The 12,367-nt window shown below is 54.4% G+C and carries 11 protein-coding genes; 5 read left to right on the forward strand and 6 right to left on the reverse strand.

Going from position 1 to position 12,367, the window contains the following annotated elements; translation table 11 throughout:
* The first annotated feature begins 6 nt into the window (after positions 1-6).
* The 3 genes from HMPREF1487_RS01165 to HMPREF1487_RS01175 are packed head-to-tail and all read left to right on the forward strand — an operon-like array spanning position 7 to position 3,786.
* Positions 7-732, forward strand: coding sequence for an MBL fold metallo-hydrolase (locus tag HMPREF1487_RS01165; protein WP_010794762.1), 726 nt, complete (start codon positions 7-9; stop codon positions 730-732).
* 50 nt (positions 733-782) lie between these two features.
* Complete coding sequence (locus HMPREF1487_RS01170; protein WP_010794763.1) at positions 783-2,180, forward strand: sodium:solute symporter family protein; 1,398 nt, start codon at positions 783-785, stop codon at positions 2,178-2,180.
* Position 2,181: 1 nt separating this feature from the next.
* On the forward strand, positions 2,182-3,786 hold the full coding sequence (locus HMPREF1487_RS01175) for a 5-guanidino-2-oxopentanoate decarboxylase (protein WP_010794764.1): 1,605 nt from the start codon (positions 2,182-2,184) through the stop codon (positions 3,784-3,786).
* A gap of 22 nt (positions 3,787-3,808) precedes the next feature.
* Here HMPREF1487_RS01175 and HMPREF1487_RS01180 read toward each other — a convergent pair whose 3' ends face one another.
* The 4 genes from HMPREF1487_RS01180 to HMPREF1487_RS01195 are packed head-to-tail and all read right to left on the reverse strand — an operon-like array spanning position 3,809 to position 7,376.
* Positions 3,809-4,990, reverse strand: coding sequence for a vWA domain-containing protein (locus HMPREF1487_RS01180; protein ID WP_010794765.1), 1,182 nt, complete (start codon positions 4,988-4,990; stop codon positions 3,809-3,811).
* A 24-nt stretch (positions 4,991-5,014) separates the two neighbouring features.
* Positions 5,015-5,389 (reverse strand): GFA family protein, encoded by a 375-nt coding sequence (locus HMPREF1487_RS01185; protein ID WP_010794766.1) that lies wholly within the window; start codon positions 5,387-5,389, stop codon positions 5,015-5,017.
* Positions 5,390-5,402: 13 nt separating this feature from the next.
* Positions 5,403-6,251 (reverse strand): AAA family ATPase, encoded by an 849-nt coding sequence (locus HMPREF1487_RS01190; RefSeq protein ID WP_010794767.1) that lies wholly within the window; start codon positions 6,249-6,251, stop codon positions 5,403-5,405.
* Positions 6,252-6,311: 60 nt separating this feature from the next.
* Positions 6,312-7,376: an AsmA family protein gene (locus HMPREF1487_RS01195; RefSeq protein ID WP_010794768.1), complete on the reverse strand. Its 1,065-nt coding sequence runs from the start codon at positions 7,374-7,376 to the stop codon at positions 6,312-6,314.
* 127 nt (positions 7,377-7,503) lie between these two features.
* Between HMPREF1487_RS01195 and cysK the strand changes: the two genes are divergently transcribed.
* Positions 7,504-8,478, forward strand: coding sequence for a cysteine synthase A (gene cysK / locus HMPREF1487_RS01200; RefSeq protein ID WP_010794769.1), 975 nt, complete (start codon positions 7,504-7,506; stop codon positions 8,476-8,478).
* A 126-nt stretch (positions 8,479-8,604) separates the two neighbouring features.
* The gene (locus HMPREF1487_RS01205) at positions 8,605-9,888 is read left to right on the forward strand and encodes an NAD(P)/FAD-dependent oxidoreductase (RefSeq protein WP_010794770.1); all 1,284 of its coding nucleotides are present in this window, start codon (positions 8,605-8,607) and stop codon (positions 9,886-9,888) included.
* A 48-nt stretch (positions 9,889-9,936) separates the two neighbouring features.
* Here HMPREF1487_RS01205 and HMPREF1487_RS01210 read toward each other — a convergent pair whose 3' ends face one another.
* Positions 9,937-11,799: a SurA N-terminal domain-containing protein gene (locus HMPREF1487_RS01210; protein WP_010794771.1), complete on the reverse strand. Its 1,863-nt coding sequence runs from the start codon at positions 11,797-11,799 to the stop codon at positions 9,937-9,939.
* A gap of 194 nt (positions 11,800-11,993) precedes the next feature.
* Positions 11,994-12,266, reverse strand: coding sequence for an HU family DNA-binding protein (locus HMPREF1487_RS01215; protein WP_010794772.1), 273 nt, complete (start codon positions 12,264-12,266; stop codon positions 11,994-11,996).
* Positions 12,267-12,367 lie beyond the last annotated feature (101 nt).

The following is a 12,367-nucleotide window of genomic DNA, read 5'->3' on the forward strand; positions in this document are numbered from 1 at the left end:
ACACCTATGAACATTGTCAGCCGAGATCAGTGGTTCGAGGTAAAGCGTGGCGCCGATGGGATCAGTCTGATCCACGAACCTTACATTCGGCCCTTTTACCGCTGCAACCTCTGGCACATTCAAGGACGAAACCGTGATGTTTTGATCGATAGCGGCTCGGGTGTCGTCAGCCTGCGGGAGCAACTTCCCTGGCTGACCGAGCGTCCCTTGACGGCCGTGGCAAGCCATACGCATTTCGATCATATCGCTGGGCATCATGAGTTCGATGAGCGTCTGGCGCACCCTGCTGAAGCCGATATTCTCGCCCATCCCACCCGCGAGAATACCCTGGCGGCCGGCTACGTCACGGACGCCATGTTCGAGGCACACCCTGACTGCCCGCTGTGCTATGCCGAATACCGCGTCAAAGCTGCTCCAGCGACTCGCCTGATCGAGGAAGGCGACATTCTTGACCTCGGCGATCGCCACCTGGAGATCCTGCATACACCCGGGCATTCGCCTGGCGGCATCAGCCTATGGGAAGCCGCCACCGCAACGCTATTCAGCGGCGACATTATTTACGACGGGCCGCTGGTCGAGGATGCCTACCACTCGAATCTGGAAGCCTATGCCTTAAGTCTGGAGCGGCTTCGACAGATGCCTATCCGCACGGTACACGGCGGGCATTTCCCCAGTTTTTCCGGTGAACGCCTGCGGTACCTGATCGACGGCTGGCTCAAGGCACATGCCTGAAGCCTCTCGTTGCCCGGTTCCTTATTCAACTGATTCTAAAGGAGGCCTTCATGGCCCTGGATATCCTTGTGGTCCTCGCCTATGTAGCTGCCATGCTTTTACTAGGTTGGATCGGCATGCGCCGCGCCAAATCCCATGATGAGTTTCTAGTGGCGGGTCGCAACCTCGGCCCCACATTTTACATGGGCACTATGGCGGCTACTGTATTGGGCGGCGCCAGCACGGTAGGTACAGTGCGCCTGGGCTATGTACACGGTATCTCCGGGTTCTGGCTGTGTGCGGCGCTGGGGCTTGGCATCATTATCCTGAATCTGTTTTTGGCCAAACCGCTCCTTAAACTTCGCATCTTTACCGTGACTCAGGTACTGGAACGGCGTTACAACACAACCGCACGCCAAGCCAGCGCCGTCATCATGGTGGCCTATGCACTTATGCTGGCAGCGACCTCGACCATTGCCATCGGTACAGTCATGCAGGTGCTTTTTGGCATTCCCTTCTGGCTGGCCATCGTGATCGGCGGCGGCGTGGTAGTGGTGTATTCCGCAATTGGAGGGATGTGGTCCCTGACACTGACGGATATCGTCCAGTTCGTCATAAAGACCGTAGGTCTGATGTTCATCCTCCTGCCGATCTGCCTGTACAGGATTGGCGGCTGGGATGAACTCGTTGCCAAGCTGCCTGCCTCCAGCTTCAGCTTTACCGCCATTGGCTGGAGCACGATCGTGACGTACTTCGTCATCTATTTCTTTGGCGTCCTGATCGGACAGGATATCTGGCAGCGGGTATTTACTGCCCGAAATGAGCGCGTCGCCCGCTATGCAGGTACTACCGCAGGCGTCTATTGCGTGTTGTACGGACTAGGTGGAGCCCTGATTGGCATGACAGCCAAGGTGCTCTTACCGGATCTGGACAATGCCAACAATGCCTTTGCCGCAATCGTTCAGGCAGCCCTGCCGGATGGCATCCGGGGCCTGGTGATCGCTGCCGCTCTGGCTGCCATGATGTCTACCGCCAGCGCGGCCCTGCTGGCTGCTTCCACAGTTTTAACGGAAGACCTGATCCCGGTATTGCGTCAGGGAAGGCCGCTGACCAATCTCTCGCTCAACCGTCTGTTTACCTTGCTCGTCGGGCTCATCGTATTAGGTATTGCCCTAGCAGTAGACGATGTACTCAACGCGCTGACGTGCGCCTATAACCTGCTGGTTGGCGGCATGTTGATTCCCCTGATCGGCGCCATCTATTGGAAGCGAGCAACCACACCTGCCGCGATCACCAGCATGTTGTTGGGCTGTCTGACGGCACTGATCTTCATGTTCAAGGATGGCCTGGAAGCCAACACGCCCATTTATTTCAGTCTGGCGGTCAGTCTGAGCAGCTTCGTATTGCTGAGCCTTCTGGCTCGCTCCGCTCAACATGCCCTGGCAACAACCGCGCCTGAGGAGATCTAGCATGGTTACCTGCGGCCAATTTCTGGTTCGACAACTTGAAGCCTGGGGCGTGGATACGGTATTTGGCATTCCCGGTGTTCATACCGTTGAGCTTTACCGAGGCTTACCAGACAGCAGCATTCGCCATATTACGCCTCGCCATGAGCAAGGTGCAGGCTTCATGGCGGACGGTTACGCTCGCGCCAGCGGCAAGCCCGGAGTCTGCTTTGTCATTACCGGCCCCGGCGTAACTAATATCCTGACTGCCATGGCTCAAGCCTATGCAGACTCCATCCCCATGCTGGTCATTTCAAGCGTAACTACGCGGGCTCGCCTGGGGCGGAACGGTGGCTATCTGCATGAGCTGACCGATCAGCGCGCCATGACCGCCGGGGTGACAGCCTTCAGTCATACGCTGCTGGATGTCGACCAGCTGCCTGCGGTCCTGACCCAAGCCTTTGCGGTATTCGAAAGCCAAAGGCCTCGACCTGTACACATTGAGCTTCCCCTCGACGTCATTACCGCGCCCGCCGATCACTTGTCCCTTGTATGCAAACCCTGCTTCAGCCGCCCGGCACCTGATCCGCAGCAGCTCGACCTGGCCGCCAAGCGACTCGGAAACGCCAAACGTCCATTGGTACTACTGGGAGGCGGCTGTATTGCCGCAGCCAGCGAAGCCAGGATTCTTGTCGATAGACTCGCAGCGCCTGCCGCTACCACTATTAATGCCAAAGGAGTACTGCCTGACCACCATCCACTGGGATTGGGGTGCAACCAGTCATTGCCCGCTGTCAGGCAACTGGCAAAAGAGGCGGATGTCATTCTGGCTATCGGGACAGAACTGGGCGAGACGGATTATGACGTGGTTTTCGATGGTGGATTCGAACTGAGTGGTGACCTGATCCGAATCGATATAGACCCTGATCAACTTACCCGTAACTACCAGCCCTGGCTGGGTATTGTCTCGGATGCAAGGACGGCTATCCAAGAGCTTCTGAACAGATTGCCTCCTGACATTTTTCAGGCAACCGGTAGCGGTCGCGAGCGTGTGACCAAGGCCCGGCGTGAGCTAGCCGACACACTGGCACCACTCAGCCACTTCCGTACACTGTTCGATACGCTTAGCCGCGCCTGTCCCGATGCCTGTTATGTAGGTGATTCAACACAGCCGGTTTATGCCGGTAACCATATCGTCGAGCTGCGCTCGCCACGTCGCTGGTTCAATGCGTCTACGGGCTACGGCACCTTGGGCTATGCCTTGCCAGCCGCCATTGGAGCCAAGCTGACCTGTCCAGATCGGCCGGTTATCTGCCTGATCGGTGACGGCGGTATCCAATTTACCCTGCCGGAGCTGGCCAGCGCCGTAGAGGCGCGTGTCGGAATCATCGTTCTCTTGTGGAATAACCAGGGATACGGTGAGATCAAGCGATACATGAAGCAGCGCGCCATTACACCGCTGGGTGTAGACATTTATACACCCGACTTTATAACGCTAGCTCAAGGCTTTGGCTGCGCAGCCGCAAAAGCCTCTGATCATCAACATCTGGAACAACTACTCCTCGATGCGCCACCCGATAGGCCCTTCCTGATAGAAATTACCGAGGCCCCTCCTTTCGCTCCAGACTAATAGAAGGCTTGCCCTGCAAGCCTCACCCACGTGCGAGGTAACGCATCCCCTCTTCCAAGCCTTCAAGGGTCAATGGGTACATATGCCCCTCAACCAATTCCTGGATGATCTGAATAGAGGATGTGTACTCCCAAACCCGCTGCGGATAGGGATTAAGCCAGATGATCTTTCGAAATTTGGCCTTGAATCGCTCCATCCAGACTGAGCCTGCTTCTTCATTCCAGTGCTCCACACTACCGCCGGGCTGAAGTACCTCGTAGGGCGCCATGGACGCATCGCCAACAAATACCACTTTGTAGTCCTCGCCATAGCGATGCAATAGATCAAGCGTAGACGTCAGCTCGCTCATCCGGCGCTGGTTGTCCTTCCAGACTGATTCATAGATGAAGTTATGGAAGTAGAAATATTCCAAATGCTTGAATTCAGTGCGGCAGGCTGAAAACAGTTCCTCACAGACCTGCACATGCATGTCCATCGACCCGCCGATATCCAGCAACAGCAAAAGCTTGACCGCATTGTGACGCTCGGGCCGCATCTGGATATTCAGCAGTCCAGCATCGCGGGCGGTATGATCGATAGTGCCTTCGATATCAAACTCTTCCGCTGCCCCCTCCCGGGCAAACTTACGTAGACGCCGAAGAGCAACATTGATATTCCGGCGCCCGAGCTCCGCCTGATCGTCCAGGTTACGGTACTCACGTTGCTCCCAGACCTTGACGGCCTTTCCCTGCCTTTCACCTGCCTCGCCGACACGAATGCCTTCAGGGTTATACCCCCCTGAGCCGAAGGGGCTGGTGCCGCCCGTACCAATCCACTTGTTGCCACCAGCATGCTTACTTTTTTGCTCAGCCAAACGCTGCTTGAAGGTCTCAATGAGCTTGTCCAGACCACCCAATGACTGAATCTGCGCACGCTCCTCGGGCGTTAATGAGCGCTCAAAGGCTTTACGCAACCACTCATCCGGGATCAATACTTTCAGCGCCTCGTCGAGTGATTGAAGCCCGTCAAAATACGCTGAAAATGCCCTGTCGAAGCGATCAAAATGACGTTCGTCTTTGACCAGGATAGTACGTACCAGAAAGTAAAAGGCGTCCATGTCTGCAAACACGACACCTGTCAGTAGCGCTTCATGCAGATCCAGCAACTCCCGCAGGGAAACGGGAATTCGAGCAGAACGCAACTCATGAAAAAGACTCAGCAGCATCGGCTATTCCCGGCTGGAGAACGATCAGCCATGACGCACCGGCGCTTGATACCACGACGGCTGGGCCTCGGTAAAAATCTCATCGACAGGCAAGGCACCAAGCGCGGAATCCAATGATCCTAGCGCCAATCCCAGCGTATCCCGGCCATCCCGCAAGAACTGTAGATTCGACCCGCACCGCCGGCAGAACGTACGAACCACCTCTGGAGACGAACGGTAGGCTGCAACATCTGCTTCACCGGTCGTAAAACGAAAGCTTTTCTTAGACACAGTCGTATACGTAGCAAAGGCCGCACCATGGGCCTTGCGGCACATCGAGCAGTGGCAGTGGATGGCTTTTTCAAGCGAAGTATCGACCTCATAAGTCACCGCACCGCATAGACAGCTACCCTTGAGCATAGGACCTCCTTGATTATCGATAGCCGTTTCGCCGCGTCATGAAAGCCAGGCGCTCAAGCAGCTGAACATCCTGCTCGTTTTTGACCAAGGCCCCGGCAAGCGGCGGAATAGCCTTGCGAGGGTCTCGTTCACGCAGAACCGACTCACCGACATCATCGGCCATCAACAGCTTCAACCAATCGACCAGCTCTGACGTGGAAGGCTTTTTCTTGAGTCCAGGCACCTGACGGATATCAAAGAACACCTCCAGCGCCTCATTGACCAGCGTCTGGCTGATATTCGGAAAATGCACCTCCACAATACGCTTTAACGTATCGCGGTCAGGAAACGCAATGTAATGGAAGAAGCAGCGCCGCAGAAAGGCATCAGGTAGCTCCTTCTCGTTATTGGACGTAATGATAATGATGGGACGATGCCGGGCACGAACCGTTTCGCCTGTTTCATATACATAGAACTCCATGCGATCCAGCTCTTGCAGCAGATCGTTTGGAAACTCAATGTCCGCCTTGTCGATCTCGTCAATCAACAGAACGACCCGCTCCTGCGCATCAAATGCCTCCCAAAGCTTGCCTTTCTTGATGTAGTTGGCAACGTCATGAACCTTGTCGACACCCAACTGGGAATCGCGCAGCCGGCTGACGGCATCATATTCGTACAGCCCTTGATGCGCTTTCGTAGTGGACTTGATATGCCAGGTGATCAATTGTGTACCAAGAGCCTGCGCCAGCTGCTCAGCCAACAGCGTCTTGCCAGTACCAGGCTCCCCTTTTATCAGCAGCGGACGCTGCAAGGTGATGGCTGCGTTTACAGCCAATTGGAGATCAGCGGTTGCTACGTAATCCGCCGTACCTTCAAATTTCATGGGCAACCCTCGGGATTGATCAACAGGACGTGATAATAGGCATAAAGCACAGGCGATACACTAACCCCGATCCTCATACTGAGCGCTGAATGCCTGAATGAAAGCATTCCGCAGGATGGAAAAGAACGCCTGTAGAGGACTGATATCCTGCTGCTTGACGCTGCCCTGCAATTCAACTCGAGTCGCGAACTGATCCTTGCGCTGATTTTTCAAAAGGGTTTGACTTCCTCCTACCACGGCTTCCCACAGCCCGCGGAAAAATCCTTTGTCTTTATTCTCTACATCCTGACGCCAATCGAAGACGTCGACATTCTTGAACAAGGGTTTGATGTAGCCGCTGAGCTGTCCATTATCAGCCCTGGCATCAATGACCAGATCACCACTACCGGACTTGAAGTCAAACTTGCCATACGCCTTGGCAAAGTCATTTATTTTGGGCAGGTCTACCTGCGTTACCCTCAGCCGAAACAGGAAGTCACTAAAGTCGCTGAAGGGGTCGAATTCTGCCGAGGTTTCCAGCGGTGCATTATCCAGCACAGTGGCCTTGCCTTCGAAACGTGCCACCCGCTTGCCTTGCGCATCGGCGGCATTGGTCAGGTTGTAAAGGCTGGCGTTTACCTGGGTCGCCTGCAGATTGACGGGGGGTGACGAATTGAAATTACGGAAACTGAGCTTGCCATCCTCTACACGCACCTCATTTAAGGTGATCGAGATGATCTTCTCCAGCTGAGCACGCCAGTCCGTACCCTCACCTGTCTGGGAGGACTGCGGATCATCGCCGCCGTCGACAAAATTAAGTTCGGGGCGCTCGAAAATAATCCGCCCGACAATGGCGTGATCTTCCCATAACGCTCTTCCGCTCACGGCAATGTCGATGCTGGGCGCGTCCAGAAACGGTACGGGCACCTTGCCTGTCACCTTTTCGATCTTGAGTCCATCGATACGGTAGGCGCCCCGCCACCACGCCAGATCGACATCGGCAATATGTCCCCGATAATCGCCCATGTCCGCCAACTTGGTATTGAGGTAATGTCGTATGACATAAGGCATGGCGAGCTGCACGACAATCAACAGGGCAACTATGCTCAAGATGACAAGTGCAGGCGTTCTATAGCGCAGTTTCATGGCTCGGTTCCCTCTGGCATGTCTTTCATGGACCGACCATGCCAGTGTCAGTTTCCTTGGACTGGACGCCTTGACGCCATAGCCTTAGGCTGAACTCATATTTGTTGACCCATGCAGGGATCTTTAGATGAGCCGAATTTTCGCTGATAACGCACAATCCATTGGCAACACACCTCTGGTTTACATCAATCGCCTTGGGCCTAAAGGGGTAACCATTCTGGCCAAGATCGAAGGCCGTAACCCGGGCTACTCAGTGAAATGCCGAATCGGCGCCAACCTTATCTGGGATGCGGAGGCCAACGGCAAGCTCAAGCCCGGCATGACCCTGATCGAACCTACGTCCGGTAATACCGGCATTGGTCTCGCTTATGTTGCAGCAGCCCGTGGATACAAGCTCATCCTGACCATGCCCGCATCGATGAGCCTGGAGCGTCGCAAGGTTCTCAAGGCACTAGGTGCCGAGCTGGTACTGACAGAGCCCGCCAAAGGCATGAGGGGCGCGATTGAAAAAGCCAAAGAAATTGCGGAAAGCGATCCTTCTCGCTACTTCATGCCCCAGCAATTCGAAAATCCGGCCAATCCGGCCATTCATGAAAAAACCACTGGCCCGGAAATCTGGAACGATACCGATGGCGCTGTGGATGTCCTGGTGGCGGGTGTTGGTACCGGCGGCACACTGACCGGTATTTCCCGCTTTATTAAAAACACCAAGGGCAAGCCTATCCTGTCAGTAGCGGTAGAGCCCGAGAGTTCGCCTGTTATCACCCAGACCATGGCCGGCCAGGAAGTCAAACCCAGCCCTCACAAGATCCAGGGGATCGGCGCTGGCTTCGTACCGAAAAATCTGGATCTTTCCATGGTGGATCGAGTGGAACGCGTCAGTGACGATGAGTCCAAGACCATGGCCCAACGGCTTATGCGTGAGGAAGGTATCCTCTGTGGCATCTCGTGTGGAGCCGCCATGGCGGCGGCCGTACGCCTTGCCCGTGAACCCGCCATGCAGGGAAAGACAATCGTTGTCATCCTACCTGACTCCGGTGAACGCTATCTGTCTACCATGCTGTTTGACGGCTTGTTCAGCGAACAGGAAACCGTCCAGTAACCTCATTCGGCCCGCCACCGGCGGGCCTTTTCGTTTCTCCCTGCCCTACTTTCGGCTGCTAGAACGGCACTGGCAGCTGAGCTACTATCGCGTTAGAGCGTAAAAAATTTCACACAGGGAATGAATATGCCGAACACATCCTATCCGAACTCCTACTATGCGGCCTCTGCTCATCCTGCTCCCAAGCGCCCCATGCTTGAAGGTGAACGCATTGCTGACGTTTGTATTGTCGGCGCTGGCTATACCGGTCTTTCCACTGCCATTGCACTGCTTGAGCGAGGCTACAGCGTTGTAATTCTCGAGGCCGCCAGGGTAGGTTTTGGTGCATCCGGCCGCAACGGCGGCCAGATCGTCAACAGCTACAGCCGGGATATTGATGTTATCGAGCGAACCTTGCCTGCCCGTGAAGCGAAACTGATCGGTCAAATGGCCTTCGAAGGCGGACGTATCATCAGAGAGCGAGTCAACCGTTATGGTATTCAGTGCGACCTGAAGAACGGTGGCGTTTTCGCGGCTTTCAACGCCCGACAGATGCAACATCTGGAAGCTCAGCAAGCCCTTTGGGCTCGCCATGGGCACCATGAACTAGAAATGCTGGATAAAAGAGCCATTGAGCAAGTCGTAGGCACCCATCGATATGCCGGGGGTATGCTGGATCGTAGCGGCGGTCATATCCACCCCCTTAATCTCGCTCTAGGAGAAGCAGACGCCGTCGAGTCATTGGGCGGGACTATTTACGAACAGACACCTGCCGTACGCATCGAGCGTGGCCCTAAGCCTGTTGTACATACTCCACAAGGTTGTGTAAGAGCGACGTATGTTGTGGTAGCCGGTAATGCTTATCTGGGTAATCTCATTCCAGAGCTGGCAGCCAAATCCATGCCTTGTGGAACGCAAGTGATTGCAACCGAACCCCTCTCTGAGGAAACGGCAAAACGATTACTTCCTCAAGACTATTGTGTCGAGGATTGCAACTACCTTCTAGATTATTATCGCCTCTCGGCTGATCGTCGACTCATATATGGCGGTGGCGTTATATACGGCGCACGTGATCCTGCCGATGTGGAAAAAATCATACGCCCTAAGATGGCAAAAACCTTTCCAGAACTGGCCAACGTCAGGATTGATTATGCCTGGACCGGTAATTTCCTATTGACTCTGTCCCGCCTCCCTCAAGTAGGCCGCCTGGGCGACAATATCTATTATTCGCAAGGTTGCAGCGGACATGGCGTTACGTTTACCCATCTGATCGGTACCGTGCTTGGTGAGGCACTGGCAGGGCACGCTGAGCGCTTTGATGCATTCGCCCGGCTACCCCACTACCCCTTCCCTGGCGGTCGTCTTTTCCGCGTTCCATTTACCGCCCTGGGCGCCTGGTACTACGATATTCGCGACAAATTTAATGTTTAAACAAGAAACCCCGCCGAAGCGGGGTTTCTTTTACTTACCTGTCAGAAATCAAAGATTCTTGATTTCTGCCTTGGACTCCAATGCACGGCGGTAAGCCGCAAAGTCCTCTTGGCCACTGCGTGAAGAGAGGAAACGGCGATACATAGCCTTTTCTTCGTCAGTAAAGGTGCCCTGCGGAACGCTGACACCCGTCAAGCGAATAACCATGTAGGTCCCATCAGCTAGATTGACTCCTGCATAAGTCGGCTTGGAATTGTCTCCAGGCTTATTCATGCGGAACACCTGTTGGAGTACTACCGGGTCAACGCCCTCCTGATTACGTGTAGCAGCCTCGACGACTTTCCAGTCCTTGATCGAATTGGCCTTGCCTGCCTTCAGGTCAGCAATCAACGTCTCGCCCTGCTGACGAGCAGTCTCAGCTATCTTCTGCTTGGTCAGCGTGCTGCGGATATTGTCTTTGACATCATCAAAGCTCTGCTGAGCAGGCTTGCGATGCTCCTTAACGCGCAGGATGACAGCCGTTTCATCGTCCAACTGGATAGCATTGCTATTGGCACCATCCTCCAGCACTTCGGGACTGAAAGCAGCCTGGACAACCTGACGATTGGCAATAACCCCTTCTTCGCCGCCCTCACGTCCGAATGGCTTGCTGGTTTGCACTTTCAAGCCTTGCTCTTGAGCAGGCTGACTAAGATCTGAAGCTTCAAACGCTGCGCTTTCAAGATTGCGGATAGCATCTACAAAAAGGCGATCAGCCTCGCGAGCCTTGAGCTCAGCCTCAAGACGCGGCTTCATGCTCTCCAACGAAGGTACTTTGGCTTCCTGAACGCCAAGCAGCTTGATCAGATGCCATCCAAATGTCGAATGTACGGGAGCAGAAACGTCTCCCTTGTTCAAACCATACAAGGCTTCTTCAAAGGCAGGGTCATACACCCCTCGCCCAGCATAACCGAGCTCACCGCCCTTGTTGGCCGAACCAGGATCCTGAGAGAACTTCTTGGCTAGCGCAGCAAAATCCTCGCCCTTGTCCAGACGAGCCTTGATTTCATCAATCTTGGCCTTGGCCTGCTCGTCATTCACCTTGTCGTTCACTTCAATCAGGATATGAGCGGCGTTACGCTGTTCGGAAAGGTTAGCGGTTTCCGACTGATAAAGGGCCTGAAGGTCTTCTTGCTTGACCTGCGCCTTATCGGCAAAAGCGCTTTTCTTTAGCTCGATATAATCAATGACCACCTGATCAGGCGTCATGAATTCGCTACGATGATCGTCATAGTAGCCTTGTAATTCATCATTGGTGACTGCAACTTTCGAAGCATCCGCTTTAACCACATGGGTTGCGAAGTCTCGAGTTTGCCGTTCCAAAGCTGCGAAGGCATTCAATTCGGCATCGGTTACAAAACCGGTACCTGCAATACCCGCTCTGAGTTGCCCCATGAGCATCTCCTGCTTCAGCATCTCGCGAAACTGAAGACGTGAGTAACCCATCTGGGCAATGGTCTGGTCAAAACGCTGGGCATTGAATTGCCCATCAACCTGGAACTCAGGTGTTTGAAGTATGAGCTGGTCCAAAGCCGCTTCAGAAAAAGCAAACTTGTTCGACTTGGCATCCTGAAGCAATAGCTCGCGCTCGATCAGGGCCTTTAGAGCCGCGTCGCGTAACCGTTTTTCATCCAGAAGAGCAGGATCGAAATTAGGGCCCAGACGCTGCGCCAGAGAGCGACGTTGCATCTCCACAGCCTGATTGAGATCGGTCTGGCGTATTTCCTCACCATTTACCAGTGCTACGGCACCTTGGTGGCTACCGGCGCGAATGATCGCCTCGAATCCGGTCAATGCCATCAGCAAGATAATGACGCCAATGATGACCTTGGCTATCCAGCCTTGTGAATGTTCCCTGATGTTCTGCAGCATGCGCCCCCCAAAACGGCTGCATCTGGCCAAAGGCTAGGCAGCATGGGTGAATTGCGAATAGAGAAAAGGCGCATCAGAGGATGCGCCTTCTGTTAAACGGGGCTTTGGCGAGTCTTCGTGCGGAATGAACCAAACGGTATCACGTGCTAGAACTCAACAGACAGACGTCTATTGAAACCAAAACCCTTAAGCACTCAGTTCACAGCATCCTTGAGCGCTTTGCCGGGCTTGAAACCAGGGATCTTGGCAGCTTCGATTTCGATCGGCTTGCCAGTCTGCGGATTGCGGCCAGTGCGTGCTGCACGCTCTTTGACAGCGAAAGTGCCGAAACCGACGAGCACAACCGGATCACCGCTCTTCAGGGCACCAGTGATAGATTCGATCACTGCGTCCAAAGCGCGCCCAGCTACAGCTTTCGGGATATCAGCAGATGCAGCAACGGCATCGATCAGTTCCGACTTGTTCACTCTAAGTCCCCTTGTTCATTTCTGATAAGAATATATTACGTGTGTAGGCAAAAATGGATGCTGTGAGGCATGCCTGACACTTGAAGAGCCGCTTTATATCA

Source organism: Pseudomonas sp. HPB0071, assembly GCF_000478505.2.
Classification (GTDB): Bacteria; Pseudomonadota; Gammaproteobacteria; order Pseudomonadales; family Pseudomonadaceae; genus Chryseomonas; species Chryseomonas luteola.